Source organism: Streptomyces spinoverrucosus (genome assembly GCF_006539505.1).
Taxonomy (GTDB): domain Bacteria; phylum Actinomycetota; class Actinomycetes; order Streptomycetales; family Streptomycetaceae; genus Streptomyces; species Streptomyces spinoverrucosus.
Genome location: NZ_BJND01000020.1, coordinates 1 through 24,703 on the forward strand (window position 1 = coordinate 1; position 24,703 = coordinate 24,703).

Annotated in this window: 25 protein-coding genes and 4 pseudogenes; 18 read left to right on the forward strand and 11 right to left on the reverse strand. The window is 67.4% G+C overall.

From position 1 onward, the window contains the following. From SSP24_RS44900 to SSP24_RS14550, 3 genes and pseudogenes are all read right to left on the reverse strand, one after another. Positions 1-81: CU044_2847 family protein (locus SSP24_RS44900; protein ID WP_280527082.1), on the reverse strand; the 81-nt coding region annotated here is incomplete at its 3' end. A 3-nt stretch (positions 82-84) separates the two neighbouring features. Further along, the gene (locus SSP24_RS44070; RefSeq protein WP_229865652.1) at positions 85-255 is read right to left on the reverse strand and encodes a hypothetical protein; all 171 of its coding nucleotides are present in this window, start codon (positions 253-255) and stop codon (positions 85-87) included. Positions 256-971: 716 nt separating this feature from the next. After that, positions 972-1,073, reverse strand: a pseudogene (locus SSP24_RS14550) (LexA family protein); the annotation flags it as partial. Between the two features lie 342 nt (positions 1,074-1,415). On the opposite strand from SSP24_RS14550, the gene SSP24_RS14555 reads away from it, so the two are divergent. From SSP24_RS14555 to SSP24_RS44075, 4 genes and pseudogenes are all read left to right on the forward strand, one after another. Beyond that, positions 1,416-1,892, forward strand: coding sequence for a VOC family protein (locus SSP24_RS14555; RefSeq protein WP_141309947.1), 477 nt, complete (start codon positions 1,416-1,418; stop codon positions 1,890-1,892). A gap of 138 nt (positions 1,893-2,030) precedes the next feature. Then, on the forward strand, positions 2,031-3,449 hold the full coding sequence (gene istA, locus SSP24_RS14560; protein WP_167529598.1) for an IS21 family transposase: 1,419 nt from the start codon (positions 2,031-2,033) through the stop codon (positions 3,447-3,449). After that, positions 3,446-3,859 (forward strand): annotated as a pseudogene (locus tag SSP24_RS14565) (ATP-binding protein); the annotation flags it as partial. The gene istA and the pseudogene SSP24_RS14565, both read left to right, overlap by 4 nt. 17 nt (positions 3,860-3,876) lie before the next feature. Continuing rightward, a pseudogene (locus tag SSP24_RS44075) lies at positions 3,877-4,146 on the forward strand (YceI family protein); the annotation flags it as partial. Positions 4,147-4,696: 550 nt separating this feature from the next. On the opposite strand, the gene SSP24_RS14575 reads toward SSP24_RS44075, so the two are convergent. Then, positions 4,697-5,311, reverse strand: a complete 615-nt coding sequence (locus tag SSP24_RS14575; protein ID WP_141309949.1) for a TetR/AcrR family transcriptional regulator — start codon at positions 5,309-5,311, stop codon at positions 4,697-4,699. A gap of 248 nt (positions 5,312-5,559) precedes the next feature. On the opposite strand from SSP24_RS14575, the gene SSP24_RS14580 reads away from it, so the two are divergent. The 3 genes and pseudogenes from SSP24_RS14580 (at position 5,560) to SSP24_RS14590 (ending at position 8,777) form a co-directional block, all read left to right on the forward strand. Continuing rightward, a complete protein-coding gene (locus SSP24_RS14580) occupies positions 5,560-7,020 on the forward strand; it encodes an amidase family protein (protein ID WP_141309950.1) in 1,461 nt (486 codons plus the stop codon). A gap of 619 nt (positions 7,021-7,639) precedes the next feature. Then, a pseudogene (locus tag SSP24_RS14585) lies at positions 7,640-8,302 on the forward strand (transposase family protein); the annotation flags it as partial. A gap of 151 nt (positions 8,303-8,453) precedes the next feature. Continuing rightward, on the forward strand, positions 8,454-8,777 hold the full coding sequence (locus SSP24_RS14590; RefSeq protein ID WP_095749789.1) for a hypothetical protein: 324 nt from the start codon (positions 8,454-8,456) through the stop codon (positions 8,775-8,777). 74 nt (positions 8,778-8,851) lie between these two features. On the opposite strand, the gene SSP24_RS14595 is transcribed toward SSP24_RS14590, so the two are convergent. Next, the gene (locus tag SSP24_RS14595) at positions 8,852-9,607 is read right to left on the reverse strand and encodes a class I SAM-dependent methyltransferase (protein ID WP_141310135.1); all 756 of its coding nucleotides are present in this window, start codon (positions 9,605-9,607) and stop codon (positions 8,852-8,854) included. Positions 9,608-9,839: 232 nt separating this feature from the next. On the opposite strand from SSP24_RS14595, the gene SSP24_RS14600 reads away from it, so the two are divergent. The 6 genes from SSP24_RS14600 to SSP24_RS14620 all read left to right on the forward strand — a co-directional run bounded on the left by SSP24_RS14600 (position 9,840) and on the right by SSP24_RS14620 (position 14,526). Beyond that, the gene (locus SSP24_RS14600) at positions 9,840-10,607 is read left to right on the forward strand and encodes a transposase (protein ID WP_174864650.1); all 768 of its coding nucleotides are present in this window, start codon (positions 9,840-9,842) and stop codon (positions 10,605-10,607) included. 117 nt (positions 10,608-10,724) lie between these two features. Continuing rightward, positions 10,725-11,246 (forward strand): hypothetical protein, encoded by a 522-nt coding sequence (locus tag SSP24_RS44080; protein ID WP_229865650.1) that lies wholly within the window; start codon positions 10,725-10,727, stop codon positions 11,244-11,246. Then, a complete protein-coding gene (locus tag SSP24_RS44085) occupies positions 11,189-11,794 on the forward strand; it encodes a tyrosine-type recombinase/integrase (protein WP_229865648.1) in 606 nt (201 codons plus the stop codon). The genes SSP24_RS44080 and SSP24_RS44085 overlap by 58 nt, the downstream gene beginning before the upstream one ends. Then, the gene (locus tag SSP24_RS14610) at positions 11,794-12,081 is read left to right on the forward strand and encodes a helix-turn-helix domain-containing protein (protein ID WP_141309951.1); all 288 of its coding nucleotides are present in this window, start codon (positions 11,794-11,796) and stop codon (positions 12,079-12,081) included. The genes SSP24_RS44085 and SSP24_RS14610 overlap by 1 nt, the downstream gene beginning before the upstream one ends. 419 nt (positions 12,082-12,500) lie before the next feature. Then, a complete protein-coding gene (locus SSP24_RS42830; RefSeq protein WP_167529586.1) occupies positions 12,501-13,652 on the forward strand; it encodes a site-specific integrase in 1,152 nt (383 codons plus the stop codon). A 151-nt stretch (positions 13,653-13,803) separates the two neighbouring features. Further along, entirely contained in the window at positions 13,804-14,526 is a 723-nt protein-coding gene (locus tag SSP24_RS14620) for a S1 RNA-binding domain-containing protein (protein ID WP_229865646.1), read from the forward strand. A 99-nt stretch (positions 14,527-14,625) separates the two neighbouring features. Here SSP24_RS14620 and SSP24_RS43515 read toward each other — a convergent pair whose 3' ends face one another. Continuing rightward, positions 14,626-14,781: a hypothetical protein gene (locus SSP24_RS43515; protein ID WP_218037085.1), complete on the reverse strand. Its 156-nt coding sequence runs from the start codon at positions 14,779-14,781 to the stop codon at positions 14,626-14,628. Between the two features lie 6 nt (positions 14,782-14,787). Between SSP24_RS43515 and SSP24_RS14625 the strand changes: the two genes are divergently transcribed. After that, entirely contained in the window at positions 14,788-15,648 is an 861-nt protein-coding gene (locus SSP24_RS14625) for a Mu transposase domain-containing protein (RefSeq protein ID WP_218037086.1), read from the forward strand. Next, positions 15,645-16,418 (forward strand): IS21-like element helper ATPase IstB, encoded by a 774-nt coding sequence (gene istB / locus SSP24_RS14630; protein ID WP_141309953.1) that lies wholly within the window; start codon positions 15,645-15,647, stop codon positions 16,416-16,418. The genes SSP24_RS14625 and istB overlap by 4 nt, the downstream gene beginning before the upstream one ends. Positions 16,419-16,844: 426 nt before the next feature. On the opposite strand, the gene SSP24_RS14635 is transcribed toward istB, so the two are convergent. Further along, complete coding sequence (locus SSP24_RS14635; RefSeq protein WP_167529587.1) at positions 16,845-17,678, reverse strand: site-specific integrase; 834 nt, start codon at positions 17,676-17,678, stop codon at positions 16,845-16,847. Between the two features lie 746 nt (positions 17,679-18,424). On the opposite strand from SSP24_RS14635, the gene SSP24_RS14640 reads away from it, so the two are divergent. Further along, the gene (locus SSP24_RS14640; RefSeq protein WP_141309955.1) at positions 18,425-18,883 is read left to right on the forward strand and encodes a hypothetical protein; all 459 of its coding nucleotides are present in this window, start codon (positions 18,425-18,427) and stop codon (positions 18,881-18,883) included. A gap of 392 nt (positions 18,884-19,275) precedes the next feature. On the opposite strand, the gene SSP24_RS14645 is transcribed toward SSP24_RS14640, so the two are convergent. Then, on the reverse strand, positions 19,276-19,608 hold the full coding sequence (locus tag SSP24_RS14645) for a helix-turn-helix domain-containing protein (protein WP_141309956.1): 333 nt from the start codon (positions 19,606-19,608) through the stop codon (positions 19,276-19,278). A gap of 743 nt (positions 19,609-20,351) precedes the next feature. Here SSP24_RS14645 and SSP24_RS14650 point away from each other — a divergent pair. Together SSP24_RS14650 and SSP24_RS44090 are read left to right on the forward strand one after the other, a co-directional pair. Next, on the forward strand, positions 20,352-21,242 hold the full coding sequence (locus SSP24_RS14650) for an IS701 family transposase (RefSeq protein ID WP_229865639.1): 891 nt from the start codon (positions 20,352-20,354) through the stop codon (positions 21,240-21,242). Positions 21,243-21,417: 175 nt separating this feature from the next. After that, positions 21,418-21,678 carry a hypothetical protein gene (locus tag SSP24_RS44090; protein ID WP_229865638.1) on the forward strand — a complete coding sequence of 87 codons (261 nt, stop codon included), beginning with the start codon at positions 21,418-21,420 and terminating at the stop codon, positions 21,676-21,678. 44 nt (positions 21,679-21,722) lie between these two features. Here the strand turns inward: SSP24_RS44090 and SSP24_RS14655 are convergent, their stop codons facing one another. The 3 genes from SSP24_RS14655 to SSP24_RS14665 all read right to left on the reverse strand — a co-directional run bounded on the left by SSP24_RS14655 (position 21,723) and on the right by SSP24_RS14665 (position 24,701). Further along, positions 21,723-22,568 carry an oxygenase MpaB family protein gene (locus SSP24_RS14655; protein WP_141309957.1) on the reverse strand — a complete coding sequence of 282 codons (846 nt, stop codon included), beginning with the start codon at positions 22,566-22,568 and terminating at the stop codon, positions 21,723-21,725. Positions 22,569-22,577: 9 nt separating this feature from the next. After that, on the reverse strand, positions 22,578-23,756 hold the full coding sequence (locus tag SSP24_RS14660; RefSeq protein WP_141309958.1) for an acyl-CoA dehydrogenase family protein: 1,179 nt from the start codon (positions 23,754-23,756) through the stop codon (positions 22,578-22,580). Positions 23,757-24,326: 570 nt separating this feature from the next. After that, a complete protein-coding gene (locus SSP24_RS14665) occupies positions 24,327-24,701 on the reverse strand; it encodes a four-helix bundle copper-binding protein (protein ID WP_141309959.1) in 375 nt (124 codons plus the stop codon). Positions 24,702-24,703 lie beyond the last annotated feature (2 nt).

Here is a 24,703-nt window from a genome sequence, read left to right on the forward strand (position 1 = left end):
AGTTGCCGCTTTGGCGACCAGCCAGTTCGCGGTCCCGGTCACTTTCACCCCGAACTTAACCTGCACCTCACCCGGCTGCAGGGCCTAGACCTGCTCCAGCACCGCCCGCGCACCTTCCACGGCTGGTGCCACGGCCTCGCGAATCTTGCCGACGATCTGCTCAGAGCCGACCTGATGCCACTCATCGGTTGGTTCGATCTCGAACCGGACCTCGGTTCCGCCCTCGACCTCGTACGACACGACCTGCGACGCCACGTGTCCCCCCATCGCTCTTTCCGACCTCAACGTAACAACGCAGCTTATCCCCAGCCCAGTTGCCACGGACCCGCAAAGGAACATCGAGGTCGCCTGGGCAGGCCTCCGTGCGTGACAGCGATGCCGTCGTCCCTTCAGGTGATGGCGTCACAACTGTTGCAATGGTTGTGCTCGGGATCTCTTGGTACAGCGCCTCACCGATCGCGCTCTGGGCGCGGTGGATCCGGGTGGCACCATCCTCAGACGTGGCGGCCCAGCTCTCCCGTAGTTCTCGTGGTACCAGCGCAGGTCCTCCGGGAGGAACCGGTCGACCCTAGGCCGGAAGGACGGTAACGCGGTCGCCGTCCCAATCGAGTTCGACCACCCGGGCACCGTCCCGATTTCGGTGGTGATGCGCAGCGTCGGCACACGCTCTTCCTTCCAGGCACTCCGAAACCGGGCCACACGAGTCCTTGATCTATCCCGCTGCTGGCGGACGCCTCACGAGATCAGGCGTCCGCCAGCAGGGTGGCGAGGAGCAGAACGGGAGCGGTAGGTCGTTGCTCCAGGCCATCCTGGCCGCATTCGCATTCGACCTGGGATGCGGGCCTCTACGGCGCGCCCCTTACCTGATCGGGTGATAGCGCAACACTTGTTGCACGCGGTAGCGTACTTCGCACTGCCGCTGAGCTGCACTGATCCTCACCGGATCACGCTGCACGACAGTTGACCCCGCTAGAAGCGACGATGTCCCCGTGGTCGGCGCTGTCCTGGCGGCGTACGGTCACGATGTCGCCGTCACAGATCGCCGCGTCGATCATCGAGTCGCCGGACACCTGAAACCGACGAGTTCGCCGAATCCCAGAGGACTTTTCCTGGGAACGTGTGGTGAATCGGCCCCTACGGCATTGAGCCTGGCGTGGGTTCCGGTCTCAGGTGCCCAGCAGCCGCATCACACAGGCCGGTGGGGAACTCGCCGCCCAGACCACCCGGCGCGTGACCTCCCCTGAGTGCGGACACCGCCCCCACGGCACAAAATGGCTGAAACAATCACATATTCCTACCAACCCCACCCGCATCACCCTCTTGACAGGTGACGCATTGGATTAACAGTCTCGTCACCAGTCGAACAGGTGACGGGATCTCGTCCCCGAAACCCCACACGAAAACGGACACCCCACATGGACCTCAAGTTCGAACTTCTCGTCGTCCCCGTCTCCGACGTCGACCGCGCCAAAGCCTTCTACGAGAAGGCCGGCTTCCATCTCGACGTCGACGAAGCCCCCCACGACGGCTGGCGCCTCGTCCACCTCACCCCGCCCGGCTCCGAAGCCTCCATCATCATCGGCAAGGGCCTCACCCCCGCCGCCCCCGGCTCCTACCAGGGCCTCTACCTCATCGTCACCGACATCGAGGAAGCCCGCACCAACCTCATCAACCGCGGCATCGACGTCAGCGACATCTTCCACGACGCCAACGGCCTCCTCTACCACGGCCACGACAACGGCCAGGTCACCCACCACGCCGAAGGCGGCCAGGAACGACTCGCCGGCCCCCACCCCGACCGCACCTCCTACGCCTCCTACGCCACCTTCACCGACCCCGACGGCAACGGCTGGGTCCTCCAGGAAATCACCCAGCGCCTCCCCGGCCGCTAAACACCACACCCCATGTCGGCGTACACCTGAACGTCCCCAGCCGCGTACGGATGAACGCGGCCAGTTTCTGATGCGTTGAGGAGTATCGATCGGCACTCTGCTGCTTGGTCGGTATAGGGCGGCGGAGGGCGGTTGACGGTGGTCTTGGATCCGCATCGCTGGTTGGAACTGCGGCGTTTCCGTGGCCTGTTGGAGTCCGGGGCGATGAGTCTGTCGGAGATTGCCCGGGAGACGGGTCTTGACCGGAAGACGGTCCGGAAGTACCTCTCGGTCGCGGGACCGGCGACCCCGCCGCGTCGGTCTGCGAACGGACGGTCCCTGGCGAGAGTGATCGACGAGTTCGCGCCGCTGATCGACTCGATGCTGCGGGCTGAGGTCCTGATGAAGGCGTCGGTGATCCACGCGCGGCTGGCTGCTAAGTACGGCTTTACCGGCAACTACCAGCGCGTCAAGCTCTACGTTCAGGAAGCCCGTCCCAGGATCGCCGAGGAACTCGGCATCACCCCGAAGGAACTGGCGGGCATGCATCGCCGGTTCGAGGTGATCCCCGGGGCCCAGGCCCAGGTGGACTGGGGCGACGAGGGCAAAATCCTCGCCCACATGGGCATTGCGAAGGTCTACTCCTTCCACATGACGCTGTCGTACTCCCGGGACCCGTTCTGCTGCTTCACCACCAGCCAGGACCTGCAGACCTTCTTCGACTGCCACCGCCGGGCTTTTGCCCACTTCGGCGGGGTCCCGATGACGATCGTCTACGACCGCACCAAGACCGTCGTCCGCCGCCACGTCGCCCCCGGCGAGGCGGTCCCGCTGCACCCGGAAGCGGTCGGCTTCGCCGGCCACTACGACTTCGACATCGACGTCCTGGCCGCCTACCGGCCCACCGGCAAAGGCCGCGTCGAACGCCAGGTCCTCATCGTCCGCGACCACGTTCTGTCCGGACGGGCCTTCTCCTCCACCGAGGAGATGGATGCGGCCTTCGCCGCCTGGGTGCCGCAGCGTCGGGCCCAGATCCACAAGACTCACCGGGAAGTCATCGGCGAGCGTGCGGCCCGCGACCACGCGGCTCTCAGGCCGCTGCCGCCGACTCCGTATCTGGTGGCCGAACGGCACCTGCGGCCGGTCGGCAAGGACTGCCTGGTCGCCTTCGGCGGCAACCTCTACTCGGTGCCCGCCCGCAAGGTCCGTCCCCGCCAACTGATCGAGGTCCGGGCCACGAAGTCGCAGGTCATGCTGCACTCGACCGTCGCGGATGCCGGTGGCGAGACGCTGCTGGCCATGCACCAGCGGGCCGTCGGCCGCGGTGTCCGCGTCGTCGAGGAGACGCACTGGGACGGCCTGCCCACCGGCAAAGGTCGCAGGACCACCACTGGTGACGTCCCGCCCCGGCCCCGTCACGAACGGCCACTGGGCGAGGAGGCCGGACCCTTGCAGGCCCTGCTGAACCGAGCCGCGGCCACCCGGGTCGAGGTCAGCCGCCGTCCGCTGTCGGTCTATGACGAACTGACCGGCACCCGCCCCTTCACCACCCACCCGAGCACGAGGAAAACGTCTTGAGCGAGCTGGTCAGCACCCGCATCCGCAGCACGGCCGGCAAGCTCGGCCTGCCCCACCTGACCGAATCCATCAACGAGTACATCCGGCGGGCCGACGAAGGGAAGATGGGCTACCTCGACTTCCTTGACCTGGTGCTGTCCGAGGAACTCGCCATCCGCGACGACCGCCGCTTCCGGCAGGGCCTGCGGCTGTCGAGGCTGCCGCACCACAAGACGTTGGACGAGTACGACTTCGCCTTTCAGCCCGACCTCGACCCGCGCAAGGTCAAGGACCTGGCCACCCTGCCCTTCGTGGAGGCCAAGGCGAACGCCGCCCTGCTCGGCCCACCCGGTGTCGGCAAAACGCACATCGCCGTTGCCCTCGCGGTCGCCGCCTGCCGGGCCGGCTACTCGATCTACTTCACCAGCCTCGCGCAGTGGCGACCACCTTCGACGCCGAGGAGTTCCCGCTGATGAGCTTCCGCAAGTACCGCGTGATCGGCGACCTCACAATTAACAACGTGACGAAGCCGCTCTCGATCGACCTGGAGCTCAACGGCACGGCCGCGGACCCTTACGGCAACGAGCGCGTCGGCTTCGAGGGCTCGGCCGAGATCCTGCGCTCCGAGGGGGGCCTGACCTGCAACGCGGTCCTGGAGGCCGGCGGCGTGATGATCAGCGACAAGGTGAAGCTGAACTTCGACATCTCCGCGATCGAGACCGTTGGTGGTTGCCAAGACCCAGCGAGACGGCCGCCTTCCGCCCGCTGCTGGGATCCTCGATTTGGCCGGCGCCGTGGTCGCCTTCGACGCCCTGCACAGCGTCAAGGGCCAGGTGCGCCGTCCGATGCGGTAGAAGAAAGCAACTACATCGCGGTGATCGAGGAAATCAGCCGACCGTGTTGGCATAGTCAAGGCCCCGCCCTGGAACAGGTGCCCGTAGTGCACGCTGTCTCCGGGAGTGGGCACGGGCGGCGGGAGCCCGCTCGATCAAGACCATGGCTGTCGCGGCGAAGCTGAGCGGGATCGCTTCCCTCAAGCGCGGCTCGCCTTGCGCACCCAACGGCGCTGACAGGAGAGCGCCGAGTGCAGACACGGGAGACGGTCTACGACTTCACAAGTCGCCATACCCACGAGGCCAGCCCGCCGACCCGGGCGGATACATGCGCGGACCGGAACGAGGACTCCAGCTGCCATGTCAGGGATGCCGAGCGATCCGGGACGCATCCGAACACGCCTCTGGATCTGGGGCATCACCGCCAGCCCGCTCCTATCGGGAACTTGGAACCGCCCTGGTCGCCTGGCCGATCAACATTTCGGCAAGTTCCCGGGCATCCTGGTACGGAAGCGTGTCGTTGAGCGAGGTGGAGAGGGCTCGGGCGCCCTCGAACAGCAAGGCGAGCTGCCGTCCGAGGGTTTCGGGCTGGTGCGCGCCTGCCTCGGCGGCGGTTTTGATCAGACGCTCGGTGAACTCTCTTTTGTGACGCTCGACCAGTGCTGCGGCCTCGGGCATCGTCCCGGCCGCTTCGACGGTGGCGTTGTGCAGTGGACAGCCGCGTACGACCTTTGCTGGCGGCGAGTCGGCGAACAGTGCCAAGAGACGCTCGCGCGCGCTGAGGTCGCTGCGCTCCAGAACGGTCTCGAGGTGCACGGGCCCCTCCGAGTCCGACTCGACACGTTGCAAGTAGGCGCTGACCAATGCCTCCTTGCTAGGGAAGTGCTGGTAGAACGTGCGAGTCGACACGTGCGCCACGTCTGTCAGCTTCGCGATACCGGTGACGTGTATGCCGTCGCGCGCGAACAGTTCGACCGCGGCGCGCAGGATGCGCTCCCGCGCCCCGCGCCCGCCTCGAGGGGTACCGGCCGTTGTTTTACTCGTTGCCATGCCGCAAGTATACCGATCGCTTTACTTCCCCCGCGGGGCGTGCTACGTTCGACGAAGTACAGCGATCACTTTACTTGTGAGGGTTTCGCGCACTACCTGAACGCCGGCTCGTCTGGCGATTCTGTTGGCGGCTGCCCTTGCGATCGGATCGCGTACGGCGGCTCGGCTGTTGACCGGGCCGGTCAGGTTGATCAGGAGGCCACTGCCGCGGCCGTGCGGGAACAGGCCGGATCTAAGAGAGGTAATCCATGCAGGACAAGGAAGCCTCCGTCGGCGCGGTGCCGGCGGGAGACAATGAACTGACCGAACTCGGTGTAGCGGCCGCAGCCGCCGCAATTCGTGACGGCGACATTACGTCCGAGGCGTACTCGGCCGCACTTCTGCGGCGTGCGCGGCAATATTCCGATCTGAATTCCTTCATTACGATAGATGAATCCGCCGTGCTGTCCGCGGCCAGAGAAGCGGACAAGGCGCGCGCGGCGGGTTCCAGCGCTCCTTTCCTTGGCGTCCCCATCGGAGTGAAGGACAGTTACTCAACGCGTGATCTCCCCACAACGCTCGGCGTAAAAACCCTGGAAGGTTTCACGCCAGCCGGAGACGCCGATGTTGTCGGCGCAGTCAAAAATGCCGGTGGTATCGTCTTCGGCAAGAACAATCTCGTTGAGATGTCCTGGGGGCTGACTGGAAACAACAGCCGCTATGGGCAGGTGAAGAATCCCTACGGCCGCGCACACGTGCCGGGAGGGTCTTCGAGCGGCGCCGGAGCGTCTGTCGCGGCCCGCATCGTGCCTGCGGCACTGGGCGGCGACACGGTCGGCTCCATCAGAGTGCCCGCGTCACTGTCTGGCGTGGTGGGCTTCAAGCCGACCACGGGACGGTGGCCGAGTCGTGGCATCGCGCCGGTTTCGCACACGCTCGACACGGCAGGGATCCTGGCGCGCAGCGTGGATGACGCCGCGCTGATCGACCAGGTCGTCACGAATGATGTAGCCGCTCCCCTTTCTGATCGTTCCGATCTGCAGGGGGCGAGGTTCGCTTACGCTCCCAGGCAGCACATGGAGCTGATCGATCCTGACATCGAAAAGCATTTCCAGAGTGCGCTCCTGCGCCTGCAGGACGCTGGTGCCGAAGTTGTCGAGATCGACCTCGGCGAGGATTATTCCACGCTAACGGATCGGATAGCATGGAACCTGTTCTTCCGTGAGACGATGGAAGCGGTGACAGATTTCCTTTGCCAGAACAACTTCCCCGTTTCTTTCGATGAGATTTACCACGATCTCAAGCCGGAACTCAAGGGAGCGTGGGATCATCTCGTCCTGCCGAGCGGACAGGGCTATATTTCGCAGGAGGCCTACGAGGCGACACTGTCCGTCGATCGCCCGGAACTCCAGCGCCGACTCGGTAAGGTATTCACGCGCAGCGGCTTCGATGCGCTGCTCTTCCCGACGACGCCCAGCCCCGCACCGCTGATCGAGCAGCGGTCGATGTTCACAGTCGCGGGCGAAGAGGTCCGTGACCTGTTTCTCGCGAAGAACACCGTTCCCGCCAGTGGAGCCGGCCTGCCGGGCATCAGCATCCCCATTGGTCTGACCGGACAGGGCCTGCCCATCGGGCTCGAAATCGACGGCGCACATGGTCATGACAGGAAGCTCCTTGATCTGGCACGTCGAGTGGAGTCCGTCTTCGACACCCTGCCCGCGCCCGCGTAAAGGTACGCGCGACGCCGCCTCACATGGAGTCATCCGGGCGAACAGCAGTCCGGAACCCATGACTCAAGCGGCGCCCCGGCGACCGGTGCTCAGCGACATTTCGAGTACCGCCTGACCAGGGTGGTTCCGGGGCTGTGCGGCTGGTCGGGTTGTGATCGGTTGAGGCACATAACAGGGCAGGCACCGGCTGCGTGATCATTTGGGCGTCTAAGCCCGATGATCAGGAGGTGGCCTAGTGCCTGCCCTGTCCTCTCCCGTCCCCCGCCCTGGTGAACCTGGGTCCGGCGGACACCGGCCGGATCGCCGATCCGTGCTTCCGTAAGGTGCCGGTGCCGACCACAGGTGGGAAGGACCGGTGAAGCCCTGGCCTGGGCCGCCCTGCTGGGGTTGCTGGCGTAGCGGAAGAGCCCTATCGCCGCCGCTGTAGCCGTCCGCACCCCACACTCCCGGGCCGACGGCCACTCCGTGGCCACCGGAAGCCTCCAGGCCGCGCTCTACTGTCTCTCCGGCCCTCGGGCTGCCCTGCTGGGCGTCTCACTGAACCTCTTTCATCCTGTGCTGGAGGGTGAAATGGCTGGTCAGCGGGCGTGGTGACGAGGCAGGGCCCCTCGTCGTTGGCGTGGTGATTCCACTCAGCACACCGGCGACCGAAGGGACCCTGTGGTTCCGTATCCTGCCATGCTCGATGTCCCGTATGAGCTCGTTGAGCATGTTGCCTGGCTGCTGTACGAGCATCGCCAGGCCCGTAACATCCGGTGGCGCAAGCTCGGCTGTTTCCAGCAGGCGTTGCTCACGCTGGTCCATCTGCGCACGCAAGAACGAGACGTTCTCGCAGCTCGGAGCCGGTTTCGGGATATCCCAGACCACCGCCTGGCGATACGTCAACGAGGCCCTGGACGTTCTGGCTTCCTGGGCGCCCGGCCTCCATGAAGCGCTCACCGGCCTCGGTGAGGGCGACCACGTCATCGTTGACGGCACCCTGATCCCCATCGACCGGTTCCGCGCGGACGAGCCGTACTACTCGATGAAACACCGCCGGAACGGGATGAACGTGCAGGTCATCGCCCGCCCGGACGGCACGCCACTGTGGTTCTCCCGCGCGACGCCGGGCCGCACCCACGACCTGACCGCGGCCCGGGCCCACGGCATCGTCCAGGCTTGCCTGACCCGGCAGATCCTCGTTCTCGCGGGCCGCGCCTATCAGGGCGCCGGCGCCACGTTCCGCACCCCGTACTACCACCACCGCGAACAGCCCGAGCACTACCAGCAGTTCAACCGCGACCATGGACTGGTTCTGTCGGTAGTTGGTGACGTCAGTTGTTCGTGAAAGCTGACGGCACCAGGTGATGGCCCAGAAAGATGTTCGCGAATTCTGACGTCACCATCGGGGTTGCGGTGTCAAGCTGGATGTGCTCAGTAAAGGAGCACCCCCGATGCCGCCTGGCCAGTCGAAGGTCGAGTTGTACGCCGCGCTGCGGCGCGACTCCCGCGATGGCATGTCGAACCGGGCGTTGCAGTGCAAGTACGGCGTCACCTGGAGCACGGTCAACAAGGCCCTGACCTCGGCTTGGCCGCAGCCACGCACGACAACCGCTTCGGCGCGGCCGTCGAAGCTGGATCCGTTCACGCTGCTGATCGACGAGATCCTGCTCATTGATCTGGACGCGACCAGGAAACAGCGCCACACCGTCACCCCGGATCTACCGCCGTCTGATCGACGAGCACTCCTCGTCCGAGGCGTTGCGTTGACCACTTGAACCCGCACCGATGAGAGGGCGCAAGCGTCCTGCGAGCAACCGCGCGGTCCGGCCAGGGACTGAGAGTCCGGTGTTTATACCTTGCTCGCGACCACCATGTAGTTCTCGGCCTCAAGATCGAACGTGCTCAGTTCCGTCTGGAGTCCGACCCGGTGCAGCTCGACTTCGAGTTCCTCGTACCGGTAGGGCCAGCAGGACAGCAGTTCCGAGCGGACAAGAACCAACCCGGTCGCATCAACTTGCGCGATCGCAATCTCGATGTGGTGCTCCTCCTCCCAATGCCGTGCAATCTCCCAGCGGTAGACCACGACGGCATCGCGACCGTTCCGGCGGACGAGTCGGTCACTGATCTCCAGCCGGGAACCTCTGGCCCTCACGAGTTCCCAAGTGCGGGATGTGAGTACCAAGCGCCCGCCGGGACGCAGAAGCCGTGACATCGACTCCAGAGCAGCACCCCTGCCTGTCGCGCCCGCGGCATGGTGAAGCGAGTTGCCAACGCAGAACACCATGTCGAACGTGTTGTCCTGGAAATGGTCGGGCAACTCTTCCCAGTTCGCCCGTACGGCCCGGACGGATGCCCCGAACTCCTCAGACAACTCTGCAGTCCGACGAACCATCGCCTCGCTGGCGTCAGTTGCGACAACCTGCATGCCACGACCGGCAAGGCCAACCGCCAACTGTCCGGTTCCGCACGAACAGTCGAGGACGTGAGCGTTCGACGGCAGGAGATTGAGGACGTCGTCGAACGACGCAGCGAACTCGGCTGGAGGCAACTTTGCATCCGAGATGAGCCATTCATACACCTCGGCAAGCACCTCATAACCTGTCACAACCACTACCTCCGTCACGCGGCAGACTCACGGTAGGACGTCAGTCCATCAGCGGAGCAAGCCGGGCACCAATGGTTTTCGCAAGGATGGCTCTGACGGTGTTTGTGGGTTGTCAGTTGTCCGTCTGAGTGGATGTCACCGGCTGGTTAGCTGGGAAGTTGTTCGTGAGAAGTAGTGTCACTCGCGGGGTTGCGGTGGCAAGGTGAATGTGCTCAGTGAAGGAGCACCGCCGATGCCGCCTGGTCAGTCGAAGGTCGAGTTGTATGCCGCGCTGCGGCGTGACGCTCGCGAGAGCATGTCGAACCAGGCGCTGGAGCGCAAGTACCGGGTGGGCTGGCGGACTGTTCAGAAGGCGCTGAGTTCGGCGTGGCCGCAACCTCGGGAACCGTACGCGCCTCGCCGTTCCAAGCTGGATCCGTTCAAGCCGGTGATCGACCAGATGCTGCTGGCTGATCTGGATGCGCCGAGGAAGCAGCGTCACACGGTGGTCCGGATCTATCGCCGGTTGATCAACGAGCACGCGATGGACGACGTGTCCTACCAGGTCGTGCGCGCCTACGTCGCCAAGCGGAAGCCGGAGATTCGGGTCGAGGCCGGCCGTGGCCCGGCGCAGGTGTTCATCGAGCAGTCGCACCTGGCCGGCGCCGAAGCCGAGGTCGACTTCGGCGAGGTCGCGGTCCGTTTGCGGGGCGAGCTGGTGAAGTGCCATTTGTTCTGCCTGCGGTTGTCGTTATCCGGGAAGGCGGTGCACCGGGTGTTCGCCTCCGGCGGTCAGGAGGCGTTCTTCGAGGGCCACGAGCACGCTTTCAGAGTGCTGGGCGGCGTGCCGTTCGGCAAGATCCGGTATGACAACCTGAAGGCCGCGGTCGCGTCGGTGCTCGGCTTCACGCGGCGCCGGGTCGAGACCGACCGGTGGACCGCGTTTCGGTCCCACTATGTCCATGTTCCCGTGAGTTCCCGCCGCCTCCCGACCGTGCCAGTGGCCTCGGCGGCTGCCTGATCTCGGGGTTCCCCGGCTTGGACACGATCGGGTGATTCCATGCTGATTCCTCGGAAATTCCGAAGCCTTCTCGGCTGTCATGGCGAAGTCGCCGGATAGCTGAACGGGAGGAACGGCATGGCCCTGGCCGTCGTGCGCGATCTGCGGTCGGAGCTTCGGCTGGAGACTTCCGAGGAGATCGCCGCCTTCGAGCAGGACCTGCTGGCTGAGTTCGTCCTTGCCCGTGCTTCGGCCGGTGTCCTCGACGACACCATCCGCGGCGACGTCGGGCCCGTGATGGCTCTGCGTGAGTGGTTCGGCCGACCGTTGTGGGAAATGGAGCCCCAGGACCTGGACCGGTACTTCGGCCGGCATCGCCGCGACTCGGCCGCGGGCACCAAGGTCCGCCAGGCCGCGGCCTTCGCGGTGTTCTTCGAGTTCCTCGAACTGCGGCACAAGGCCGCCATCCACGATGCGACAGGCTTCGTCGTCGAGTCCCCGCTGGATGAAGTCAACCGGCCCCGCGGCGGCACCTCGGCGAGGCTGCGGATCCCGCCGCCGGAAGGCGAGATGCCGCCCTTTTCGGCGGCTGGCGGTGTGACATGGAGGAGGCTCGCAAGTACGCTCCGGCTGCCAGGAACTACACCGCCTCACGGCTGACCAGCCTGATCGGGCCGCGGATCTCGGAGTTGTGCCTGTTGCGGATCGGGGATGTCCGCTGGGACCTGGGCCGCTTCGGCAAGGTCTTGCTGAAGGGCAAGGGCAGCCAGGGCCGCGGCAAGAAGGAACGGCTCGTCCCGCTGATCAACGGATCACGTGACCTGCTGGAATGGTGGGTCACCGGGCCTCGCTGGGAGTTCGACGACAAGGTCAACGACCTGCGGGCCCCGCTGTTTCCCTCCGAGCGCCGATACGGCGACGGCTCCAGCCGGCCGGTGACCGACGACGCCTTGCGGACCGGGCTGTCCGAGGCGGTCGCCCGACATCTGCCGCACCAGGCCGGCCAGCTCACCCCACACGTGTTGCGGCACTTCGCGGCCTCAGACCTTTACCGCAACGGCATGGACGTCGTTGCCATCCAAGAGATCCTCGGACATGAATGGCTCAACACGACCATGATCTACGTGCACGTCGAGAAATCCCACGTCGAAGACGCTTGGATCCGCGCGGGCCAGCGGGCCGCGGCTCGATTCGGAGGGACCCGCTGATGAAGTGGAACCTGCGGATGGTCGCCGCCCAGCGTGACATCTGGAAAGCGTCTGAACTGCAACGGATGTTCGCGGACGCCGGACTGGTGATCTCCGCAGGCAAGATGTCTCACCTGTGGTCCGGTCGACCGCTGACCGTCCGCCTCAATGACCTCGACATCATCTGCGAAGTGCTGGACTGCACGCCCGCTGACCTTCTGGTTCCGGAGAAGCGGGCTGACCGTCAGACCTCCCCGGCGGCGGAGGCGGAGAGGCAGGTCGTCGGCGGCACCCCGATCAGTCATTAGCGGCGGCCCGGCCGCTCGGGACCGCCGCTATGAGTCGGCCGGTTCGACGCTCACGGCCGTGGGCCACTCGCAGTTGCCGTGACTGCCTGGGGTGGGGCTGGTTCGACCGTCCGCGCTGCAAGGCATGCTGGGGCTTCGTCGCGAAAGCAACGAGCCGCTACTGCGACATCTGTCAGCGTGATGTCGCGGCGATCGACGGCGTCTGTCGGCTCTGCCGCCGCCAGGCCGGCCTTATCGCCGGCCCGGACAACAAGACGTGCGTCGACCTGACGGTGGCCGCCCACACCGGGCACCAGTTGTTCATCATCGGCACCCTGCGGCCTCGCGGCGGCCCTCCTCCCCGGCCGGTCCCGCCGGAGCCGACCCGGGTGAGTTTGCGCTCTGTCCCGCCCCGCTGGACGGAGCTGACGCTGTTCGACATGCCCCGCAACCTGTGTGGTGTCAGCAGCAAACAGCCGCTGCTGGACCCGGAGTTGGCCGCCTTCTTGAGTAGCCGCGCTGCACGGATCGCGGAACTGCGGGGCTGGCCGCCTCGCACCGTCGGCTCGATGGGACGCGGCATCCGCATCCTCTGCGCAGTCCAAAGACCGGGCGAACGGATCAGAGCCTCGACCATCGCCCAGCTCACCCACACCGCGGTGCCCGCCAACCACGTCCTGAAGGTGTTCGAAGGTCTGGAGGTCTTCCTCGACGACCGGCCCGACTCGCTCGACCGGTGGTACCACAAGCACTTCGCCTTCCTGGCCCCGGACATCCGGGCGGAGCTGGACACGTGGATCGGGCTCCTGCGGGACGGAACCTCCCGCCGCAGGCCACGAGCCCGGTCCACGATCGGCACCCTGCTCAGGCTCGTCTTGCCGTTCCTCACCGAGTACGGCGGAAAGTACACAACTCTGCGTCAGGTGACGCGAGATGACCTCGCCACGTGGCTGACCAACCGGCCTTACCGGGCCTACGAGGCCAGTGCCCTGAGATCGCTGTTCGGGGCGCTCAAGGCCGAGCGGCTGATCTTCAGCAACCCGATGCGCGGCATCAAGGGCGGCAGGCTCACCACGACGATTCCTTCCCCACTCACCGCGGAGGAGGTGGCGGAGGTCGCTCAGGCTGCCCAGCAGGATCCGGCCCTGCGGGTGGTCGTCGCGCTGTCCGGGATCCATGCGCTGGCGGCTCACCAGATCCGCACGCTGCTGCTGGACCAAGTGGACTTGGCCGGGTGCCGTCTGGAGCTCGAAAGCCTCAACCGTCCCCTGGACGAGTACACCGCCGAGGCGATCACCGACTACCTCGACTACCGACGCAGCCGCTGGCCGAACAGCACCAATCCCCACCTGCTGGTCAGCCGGAACACGGCCACCACCACGACGGCAGTCGGCACGTTCTGGCTGGACAAGTTGGTCCAGCCGCTGCCCGTGGGCCTCGACCGGTTGCGGCAGGACCGCATCCTGGAGGAGGCCCTCGCCAGCGGCGCGGATCCTCTCCACCTCGCGCACGTCTTCTCGCTCGGCGCCAAGACCAGCCTCCGCTACACAACCGCCGTCGCCCCCTCGGCTGCCGAGCACGAGACACCATGAGCTGAGCTGATGGACGGCTTCCCGTGAGACGCTGCACTGCATGGGCGGAGTGTCGGGCGATGAGGCTTCCCGGAGGTTTCTGGCTGTGTTTCAGGTCGGTGACCGCTGCAGCGGGATCGTGGCAGAGGTATCTCGACGAGGAGGGGTGTCAGTGATCCTGGACGGTTTCACGGAACGTCCGCTGGGGTTCGTGGGGCCGTTGGACCTGTCGTGGTGCAAGTTTCCGGCTGCAGCGGTGGAGGTCGGCCAGCGGATCACCGCCGAGGTGACCGCCATCGACCTGGAACAGGGCCAAGCCTGGCTGTCCATGGCTGCCACGGAGAATGCCGAACTCTGGGCATTTCTGAAGTCTCAACGCGTCGGCGAAATGCTCGAGGGCAGGATCGCGTCGATCGAACGGTTCGGCGTGTTCGTGGCGTTGGACGACGGCCCTGATCACCCGGTCTTCCCCGGCGTCGGGTTCATCACGATGCCCGAACTGTCTTGGCGACGCTTCGAGACAGCTTCGGACATCGTTCAGGTGGGACAGCGTGTTTCGTGCGAGTTCCTCCAGTTCGACACAACGAACGGAGAGGCCAGGCTGTCCCTACGAGCAACACAGCCTGACCCATTCCAGACCTTCGCCGAGAGCACCACGGTGGGGCAGACGCCGCAGGGACAGGTCACCAAGCTGGTCCCGTTCGGTGCCTTCGTCCAGGTCGCCAAGGACATTGAGGGACTGGTCCATCTGCAAGAGCTCGCATGGACACCTGTCGAGGCTCCGGAGGAGGTGGTCCAAGTCGGCGACAAGATCACGGTCGTCATCACAGAAATCGACCGAGAGCGACGCAGGCTGGCCCTCTCCCGACGACAGGCTTCTACGGCTATCGAATGACCTCTCCAGGTATCGCCGACGCCTGAACCAAGCTCTGAACCGCCGTCTCAGTCCAAGCAAACTTCGCCCCTGAACCCGTGAGTTCGTCACGACGACCCTTCAGAATTCGCGAACCCACGGAGGTTCGGCATCGAGCCGTTCTACTGCACGCCGGGAATCGAAGGCGCCCACGAGAAAGGCGGCGTCGAGGGCCAGATCGGCTGGTTTCGCCGCAACCACTTCGTTCCCGTCCCCGAGATCGACTCGCTGGCGCACTTGAACATGCTGATCGACGAGTGGGATCTGGCCGACGAGGCCCGGCGGATCGGGACCCGTCCCCGCACGATCGGCGAGCTGTTCGCCGTCGAACGGCCGTCGTTGAAGCCGTTGCCCGTCGAGACGTTCGAGACCGGCCGCTGGTTCACCCCACGGGTCGACCGGTTCTCCCAGATCACCGTCCGCACCAACCGTTACTCGGTCCCGACCCGGTTCATCGGTCGCCAGGTCCGGGTCTTGCTGCACGCCTCCGAGCTCGTGGTGTTCGACGGCCGCACCGAGATCGCCCAGCACGAACGGCTGCTGACCAAGAGCGGATCACGGCTCGAGCTCGATCACTATCTCGAAGCGCTGCTGCGCAAACCGGGCGCGCTGCCCGGCGCCACGGTCCTCGAACAGGCCCGGGCCGCGGGCAAGTTCACCCCGATCCACGAAGCCTGGTGGACAGCCGTCTGCAACGCCCACGGCGACACCGCCGGCACCCGCGCTCTGATCGAGGTTCTGCTGCTGCACCGGCACATGCAGCACGACCACGTCGTCGCCGGCCTGGCCGCCGCGCTCCAGGTCGGAGCGCTCACCGCGGACGCGGCCGCGCTGGAAGCCCGCCGCATCGCCGACAACGACGAACCGACCTCGGCCAAGCCACGACGCCGAGCCACTACCGAGGCAGACCGGGCCGTCGCAGCGACCGTCACCTCGCTGACCCAGCGGCGCCTGGCGCAACTGCCCAAAGACACCCGCCCCATGCCTGACGTGTCGATCTACGACCAGCTGCTTCCCAGCCGGCGAGCCGCCGTGGCCGCCGCTGGGCGCGCGCCGGCCCCGAGACCTACCCAGAAGCCGAGCAGGAAGAAGCCGCCGCCATGAGCCCTCGCCGCCGGATGAGTGAACAAGCCGCCGAAGCCGCCGTCGACCAGGCATGCCGGGTCCTGCGACTGCCCACGATCCGCAACCAGTTTCCCGACCTGGCGGCCAAGGCCGGCAACGACCAGATGTCCTACCTGGTGTTCCTGGCCGAACTGCTGCTGGCCGAGTGCGACGACCGCGCCAGGCGCCGCTCCGAACGCCGGATCAAGGCCGCCCAGTTCCCCCGGGAGAAATCGCTGCGCGAGTTCGACTTCGATGCCAATCCGAACATCGACTCCGCCGTCGTCGGCTCGCTGGCCACCTGCGAGTGGGTGAAGAAGGGCCTGCCGCTCTGCCTGATCGGTGACTCCGGCACCGGCAAGTCTCACCTGCTCATCGCGCTCGGCACCGAAGCCGCGATGGCAGGTTTCCGGGTGAAATACACCCTGGCATCGAAGCTGGCCAACGAGCTGGTCGAGGCCGCCGACGAGAAGATCCTGACCAAGACCATCGCCCGCTACGGCCGCGTCGACCTGCTCTGCATCGACGAACTCGGCTACATGCAACTCGACCGCCGCGCCGCCGAACTCCTCTTCCAGGTCCTCACCGAACGCGAGGAGAAGAACTCCGTCGCCATCGCCTCCAACGACTCCTTCGCCGGCTGGGGCAAGACCTTCACCGAACCCAGACTCTGCGCCGCCATCGTCGACCGGCTCACCTTCGGCGGCAACATCCTCGAGACCGGCACCGAGTCCTACCGCCTCGCTCACAGCCGCGAACTCGCCCGCTAAGCCATCCCCACACCATCCGGACTGCCGTCAGAATTCACCAACATCCAGCCGGCCCGAGGCCACGAACCGCCGTCAACTTTCACGGCCAAACGACGTCAGCATTCACGGTCAAAGCCAATGGACAGTCCAGTTTCGGTCCAGGACCTGTTGCCTCCCCATGCCTGTGGCGTCGTGGGAGGTCAGGATTTGCCCTACGTGCCTGACACGTCTCTGGCGATGCGACCAGGTCAACACTTGATAGCTGTGAATTCACGAAACTGTGGATCATCACTCGTTGCTCATCGCGCGTCCGCCGACGCGCTCGAAGACGAAGGGGCGCGGCGGAGGTGAGCACCGCCGCGCCCCGCCGCAGGCGGTTGTCCACGCCGGCCTCGTAGTCCACGTGGGGTCCCGCATGTCTGCGTTCTTCGGTTACCGCTAAGGCGCCTACGGGGCGATGGGGCCGTTCCTCTCGTCGGGGTGTGCCGATAGGACGTAGCGGGTGGCGGAGAGGTTGGACAGGCCGAAGAGCTCCATCAGCCGGACGGGGTCGGCGCTGTGGCGCGCCTCGTCGACGATTCGGTCGACGCGTAGGCGGCCGGCTGGCAGGCCGACTCGTTGGAAGAGCTGCTGGACCACGCCGGCGCTGATGGGCGGGCCGGAGTCGTTGACGGCGGTGTTGCGGGTGACGAAGAGATGGGGGTTGGAGCTGTCGGGCCAGCGACGGTGGCGATGGAGTTCCCACGTTGTGGCCAGGCGCAGGGTGAAGGCGTCGAGGTAGATGACGTGGTCCATGCGTCCCGCACGGCGTAGGCGCAGTCGGCCCTTGCTGCGGTCGAGGTCGGTTCGTCGGAGGTGGACGAGCTGTCCGGGGAGGAGGGCGTAGATGGCGACGAGGGCGACCATGAGGCGGTCGCGGGGATCATCGAGGCGGTCGAGGAGGCCGGAGATGCGGTCGGAGGGCAGCGCGGCCGGCACGGTTCGGTTGCTGGTGAGGGAGATGCTGCGGGCGGGATCGCGGAAGACGAGGCGTTCGCGCTTGAGGGCTCTAAAGAAGGAGCGCAGCGCGGTGTGCAGCCGGCGGGCCTGGTCGCCGCGGAGCGGGTCCAGGGCGTCCTCGATGTGCTTCTTGGTGATCTCGCGGGGATCGGTGTGCCCGTCGGCGATCCATGCTTCGAGGATGTGCAGGATGGCGGCCACATAGTTCTCGACGGTCTTGGGGCTGCGGGCCCGGCTGGGGGTGCTGCCTTGGCCGAGGAGTACGTCGATGAAGGTGTGCACGGCTGCGGAGAAGGTGGGGTGGCTGATGTCGGCGGCGCGGTGCCGGGCGCGGGCGATGCACGGATCGCTGGGGGGGGTTGGGCGTCGAGCAGGCCGCGTAGGCGGAGGTAGTTGATGACGCGCGCGCCTTGGAGGCTGGCGCTCATGGAGGCCAGGGCCCGGATGTCGCTCTCCTGGATGGGAAGGTCGGCACCGAGGTGTCCGGTCACGATGCGCAAGGTTCGGATGCTGCCGCTGAAGGAGTCGGTGTTCCATCCACGGCCGCGCATGTACGCGGTGAAGTCAGCGACCAGGTTGGCTGCCGCCGGGGTGAGGGTGGGCGGCCTGGTGGTGTCCAGACGGGTCCAATTGCGGGGCGGGGCCGGGAAGAGTTCCAGCTGGGCGGGGTCGAAAAGGTGCTCGGACGGCCGCTGTGCCGACCTGGCCCGGGCGCGGGCGCGGCGGCGTTTGAGGGCGAAGCGGCCTTGGAGCGCGGCGGTGCCGGGCAGCAGGCGTCCGACGGCCAGTCCGGCGGCGTGGGGGCGGGCGAACCATAGCTGGTCGCCGTTCTTCATCGCGATCTGGGCGGTGTCGACCTCGGTTTCGGCGACGACGATCCGGCACATGCGGCACATCCCGCCGCTGAGCATCAAGGTGCGGTGGCAGCGGTCGCACTCGGCTTCGTTGCCGCCGCGTTTGCGGATCTCGTAGCACCAGCTGGTGCACGGCACACATAGGACCCGGCGGTCGTTCGCCCAGGCCAGGCAATGCGTGCACTGTCCCCGCAGCTCAGGTTCGCGCTGTCCGCGGCGAGGCCCGGTCCCGCGCGGCGGAGCCAGCCGGCGCGGTGGGGGCGGTGCGAGGAGACCGGCACGGTCCAGGGCCTTCCCGAGGATCGGGCCGTTGTAGAGGAGGTCTTTCAGGGACTCGGTGGCGACCTGGTCCTGGTCGGGGTCGCGGGCGGCCAGCGCCAGGCGGGCGAAGCCTTCGAGCCGCCAGATCCACATGGTCCGGGCGCGTACCCGGCGCTCGTCAGCCAGCTGCTGCAGCTGCTGCAGCTGCTCGGCGACGGCCTCGAAACCGGGGATGTTCCGGTCACCGATGCGGGCCGCGTGGGTGCGGGCGAAGCGACGGGCCGGGGTCGGGAAGAGCCCCAGTTGCCCGGGAACCTGAACAGGGCAGATCCGGGGATCGTCCCGGACCGGCTGGGGAAGCCGGTCCCGTAACCATGCGGGGCTGCCCGCGCGGCGCCCGGATCTGCCCTGGGGCATCCGGACCGGCCTCGCCTCGGGCAGGGCGATCCCCTCGATGTCCAGGACGAGCTGACGCGGCCGGCCCGGCACGAGGGCCTCGTCGCGGAGCTCGCCCCAGGCCCAGGGATTGTCTTCCCCAAGGCGGACAGCCAGCAGGCAAGGCGCGCACACACCCGCCCGCGTCACCGGCACGGTCCACGCGCATCGGCGGCACGGAGCCTCGCTCCAGCCATCTCTGCCCGAGGAAACGCGGATCCACGCCCACGCGCATCGAGGGCACATGGCGTTCCCGTTCACCGCTCCCCAGCTCGCGCACGTCTCGCACGACCCGAGCAGCCGGAATCCCCTGATCAACGGTCGACCAGTCAGTTCGGCGGCAGCGGACGCCGGGCTCCGCCGCTGCCCGGCCGGGGGATCGGGCGTGCGGGCCCGTTCTCGCCGACGGCACGCTGCTCGGTCTCCGGGCGTCCCTCGGCCGCCGCCAGCGGCTCGGCCTCCATCAGGTCCGCGACCGTGCACTGGAGGGCGGCGCAGATCTTGTCCAGGTCCTCCAGCCGGACGGTGACCGGCTTGTTCGACCACAGCACAGCCACCTTGCTCAGGGACGGGGTGAACCCCACCTCCCGAAAGGCCGCCTGCAACTGGGTCGGGCGCCAGATGTCGCGCTTGGCCGCGGCCCAGCGCAGGTTCCATTTCAATGGATCACGCCTCCGTGCTCAGCCGGCGAACCGCTCGCCGGGAAGATCGGAGAGAACTACTGAAATCTGCGAGAAATCGTCAGATACTCACACGATCGAGTGAAGCGTCTACCCACGGCTCCGACCTGCATGAACAGCCATAACTCCCGCACGGAGCATCGGAACGAACCCGTCGGCGCTCCAGTTTCCAGCCCGCCGGCACCCGCTCGGCGGACCTGCGGCGACTGGGGCACCGGAGCCCCGGTTCTCCAGGCTGATAGATGTCTCACGAGACACCCCAACACCCACCCACTGTCCTCGACTATTGGGGAGGCGGTCCCGTTGGGCCGACGCTCGCCTGTCCCGTCCCTCAAGTCGGCTGCCTCTCGACGGGCGAGAGGCAGTGGGACGACGACGCCAGAGCGCTACTGCCAGCGGTGCATCATCCACCGCTCTAGTCCCGGGGCGCTATTCAGCCGTTGTAGAGCTCGTCGAGGCGGCTGATGCCGCCTCTTTTGTCGGTACGACAGGGCCGCTGAACGCTACGCTGGCCGGCCTCGGGCTGGAAGGGGTGACGGCGTAGCCGCGTTGGAGGCCATCCTGCTGGGCGCGCGGAGTGGTTCCGCCAGCCCGCTGCTGCGGATGGCTTCGGCCAGCCTCTAGTACTCCAGTGTGACTTCGCGATCTTGGGTCGGACCCGCGTGAGAACTGGAACGGCCACCGCGTGATCATCAAGGGTTGTGTGGACTCATGACGATCGTGCGGTGGCCGCAGGTCACAGCATAGACGGCGCCCGCTGGCGGGAGATGTTCGAGCAGGTAATGGCCCGGATCGCGGGCCGTTTCGGCCGAGTTGAGCCGAGGGCGAGTGCCCGCGCCTATCTGCTCGGGCTGCTGTCGAAGGCAGAGCGGAAGAACTGCTGGCAACTGGCCGAACAGACCGGCCTGGCCCGGCCGGGGCCGATGCAGCGGCTGCTGCGCTCCGCCCGCTGGGACGCCGACGCCGTCCGCGACGACCTGCGCGCCTACGCCGTCGAACACCTCGGCACCGACGGTGGTGTCCTCATCGTGGACGAGACCGGCTTTGTGAAGAAGGGCCACTCCTCGGCGGGAGTGCAACGCCAGTACACCGGCACCGCCGGGCGCATCGAGAACTCGCAGGTCGGCGTCTTCCTCGCCTATGCCACCAGCCCGGGGCGGGCGCTGGTCGACCGCCGGCTCTACCTGCCCGAGCAGTCCTGGTGCTCCGATCCCGAGCGCCGCCACGCTGCCGGGATACCCGACGAAGTGCAGTTCCAGACCAAGCCCCGCCTGGCCTGGGAGATGATCGCCGCCGCGCAGGAGGCCGGGGTGAAGGCACGATGGGTGACCGGCGACGAAGCCTACGGGCAGGACCCGCAGCTTCGTGCAGCCCTGGAAGCGCGCGGCACCGGCTACGTGATGGCCGTCGCCTGCTCGACGCGGGGTGCGGATCAACCACGGCCGCACCCCTGTCCGCGCGGACACCGTCGCCGCCCGACTGCCCGCCACCGCCTGGCAGCGGCACAGCGCCGGAGCCGGTGCGAAAGGCCCGCGCTACTACGACTGGGCCTGGGTCCACATCGGCAGCGACAACCACCGCCACCTGCTGATCCGCCGCAACCGCACGACCGGTGAACTCGCCTTCTACCTGTGCTGGTCACCCACCACGGTCACTCTTGCGGAGCTGGTCCGCGTCGCCGGTGTCCGCTGGAGCGTCGAGGAGTCCTTCCAGGCCGCCAAAAGCCAGGTCGGACTCGACCACTACCAGGTCCGCAACTGGACCTCATGACACCGGCACATCACCCTCGCCATGCTCGCCCTGGCCTTCCTGACCGCCCTCGCAGCCAGCACGGCACTAGACCGGACCGCCGATCCACACCAGCCCGCCCGCAGCCGCGATCCGATCGCCTTGACGGTCCCGGAGATCCGCCACCTGCTCGCCGCCGTCCTCACCCCGCCGGCCATGACCACCGCCAGACTGCTGCACTGGTCCGCCTGGCGCAGACGCCACCAGGCAACCGCCCGGCGCTGCCACTACCGACGACGCTCCGCCGACGAACCCACCGGATAGATCACGAAACCGCACTGGAGTACTCGCCCGTCCAGTATGGCGACCTATGGTTCGAGTTTGTACGGCGCCGGGCGGGCGGCCGGGCCGAGTCGGGCCATGGCGCGCAGGATGTGCTTCGGCGGAAGCTGCCACCGCACCCGCGCCGGGACGGCGCGCAGCAGGGTGCCGGTGCGGCGCAGGCGGCGGGTGACGACGTCGGGTGCGGGGGCGGGACGGCCGTACAACGCGTGGGCGTACGACGGCAGGGAGGCGTACGCCAGCCCGGCGACCCGGCTCCACAGCAGCTCGCGCAACGGCGTCAGCGCCGGGGGTGTCGGCGGGCGGCGCAGGAAGGCGTCGACGTCCCTGGCCTCGGGTCCGGCGGCGAGTTCGGGCCGTACCTTCTCGAAGTAGGCGGCCATTTCGGCACGGTCGGCCGGTACGGCGTCAGGGTCGAGGCCTACCAGGCGGGCGCTGGTCCGCTGTTCGCGTACGTAGCGGTCGGCCTGGGCGTCGGTGAGCGGGTAGCCGGAGCGGCGCAGCACGTGCAGATAGGAGTCGATCTCGGCGCAGTGCACCCACAGCAGCAGGTCGGGGTCGTCGATCCGGTACTCCTCGCCGGTGTCCGGGTCGGTGGCCCGCAGCATGCTGTGGATCTTGCGGACGCGGGCGCCCGCACGCTCGGCGGCCTCGGTGGTGCCGTACGTCGTGGTGCCGACGAAGTTGGCGGTGCGCATCAGCCGGCCCCAGGCGTCGCGCCGGAAGTCGGAGTTCTGCAGGACGCCGCGCACGGCGCGCGGGTGCAGGGCCTGGAGGTGGAGCGCGCGGATACCGGCGATCCACATCATCGGGTCGCCGTGCAGCTGCCAGGTCACGGACCGTGGAGTGAACAGCCCCGGATCACCCGCCATGCGGGCAGGCTAACGCCGTACCCGGGGCATGCCCAGGCCGATCCACGAGATGATCTCGCGCTGGATCTCGTTGTTGCCGCCGCCGAAGGTGAAGATCACCGCGGAGCGGTAGCCGCGTTCCAGTTCGCCGTGGAGCACCGCGCCGGCCGAGCCCTCCTGCAACGCGCCTGTCGCGCCCACGACTTCCATGAGCCAGGCGTAGGCGTCGCGGCGCGCCTCGGAGCCGTAGACCTTGACGGCGGAGGCGTCCTGCGGGGTGAGCGTGCCGTGCTGGACGGCGCTGACCATCTGCCAGTTGAGGAGCTTCAGGGCGTCCAGGCGGGTGTGGGTCTGGGCGAGTCGGCGGCGGACCCAGGGCAGGTCGATGACGCGGCGGCCGTCGGTGAGCTTGGTGCGGCTCGCCCAGCGGCGGACGTCGTGCAGGGCGCGGATCGCCATGGTGCCGTGTGCGGCGAGGGTGACGCGTTCGTGGTTGAGCTGGTTGGTGATCAGCCGCCAGCCCTGGTTCTCCTCGCCGACCCGGCGGGCGACGGGGACGCGGATGTTCTCGTAGTAGCTGGCCGTGGTGTCGTGCCCGGCGAGGGTGTTGATGACGGTGCAGGAGTAGCCGGGGTCGGTGGTCGGCACCAGCAGCATGGTGATGCCCCGGTGCGGCGGGGCGTCGGGGTCGGTGCGCACGGCGAGCCACACCCAGTCGGCGGTGTCGCCGTTGGTGGTCCAGATCTTGTGACCGTTGACGACGTACTCGTCGCCCTCGCGCACCGCCCGGGTCTTGAGGGACGCCAGGTCGGTGCCCGCGTCGGGCTCGCTGTAGCCGATCGCGAAGTCGATCTCGCCGGAGAGGATGCGGGGCAGGAAGTACGCCTTCTGCTCCTCGGTGCCGTACTGCATGATCGTCGGGCCGACGGTGTTCAGCGCCATCAACGGCAGCGGTACGCCCGCCTGGGCGGCCTCGTCGAAAAAGATGAACTGCTCCATCGCCGTCAGCCCACGCCCGCCGTACTCCTCGGGCCAGCCGACGCCGAGCCAGCCGTCGGTACCGAGCCGCCGGATGGTGTCGCGGTAGAACCGCTTCTGCGCGGCAGGCTCGGCATGCCGCAGATGGCCGTCGTCCGGCACCAGCTCTGCGAAGTAGGCACGCAGTTCGGCGCGCAGCCGCTGCTGCTCGGGCGTGTATTCGAGGTGCACAGCGCCTCCAGGCTCCCAGGGCCGGTCGTGCCTGACGGCGCACACCGTAGAACGTGTTCCAGAAATTGGGAATGGCAACGGTACGGGAAGTCCCCAGCGGCGGAGCCCAGCACGCCCACGGGCCCGGTCACCCGGCACACCCACGGGACCCGTCCACCCAGGCCCCCGGGGCCCCAGCGTCCGGCACGCCGCAAGACCCGCCCGCCCAGCACACCCGCAGGACCCGGCTGTCCGGCACCCCGCGGAACCCCGTCTACCCAGCCGCCCGCGGAGCCCCACTGTCCGGCACATCCGCGAGACCCGCCCGCCCAGCACGCCCGCAGGACCCGGCTGCCCGACACCCTCGCGAAGCCCAGCACGCCCGCAGGGCCCCGGTTGCTCGGCACCCCGCCCAACCCCGTCTACCCAGCGCGCCCGTAGGCCTCGGCTGTCCCGCACGCCCGCAATGCCCGTCCGCCCAGCACGCCCGCAGGACCCGGCCGCCCGACACCCCCGCGTAGCCCAGCGCGCCCAGAAGGCCCCGCTGTCCGCCGCACCCCCCGAAGCCCCAGCGCGCCCAAGAAGCCGGGCTCAGCCCAGTGTTCCCAGGAATTCCGTGCAGGCCCGGGCGGAGGCGCGGCATGCTGCTGCGGCGTCCTCGGCAGTGGGGTGGGCGTCGAAGGTGTGGGCGGAGTCCAGGCAGACGGTGCGGCACCACTCCAGTTGGACCCGTAGGGCCTCCTCGTCGGCGAGGGTCTGCTCGGACAGCATCCGGCAGGTCGCGTCGCAGACCTCCGCGCACATGATGCCTTTGCGGCGCAGCAGCTCCTGCTCCTCGGTTCCGTCCGGATCCACCAGGCTCGCGCGCAGCGCGCACGCCCGCGCACACTCCGTGCACGCCTGCGCGCAGGCGAAGCGATCTTCCAGGAACCGGAAGACGTCCTGCTGCGAAGTCGTCGAAGTCACAC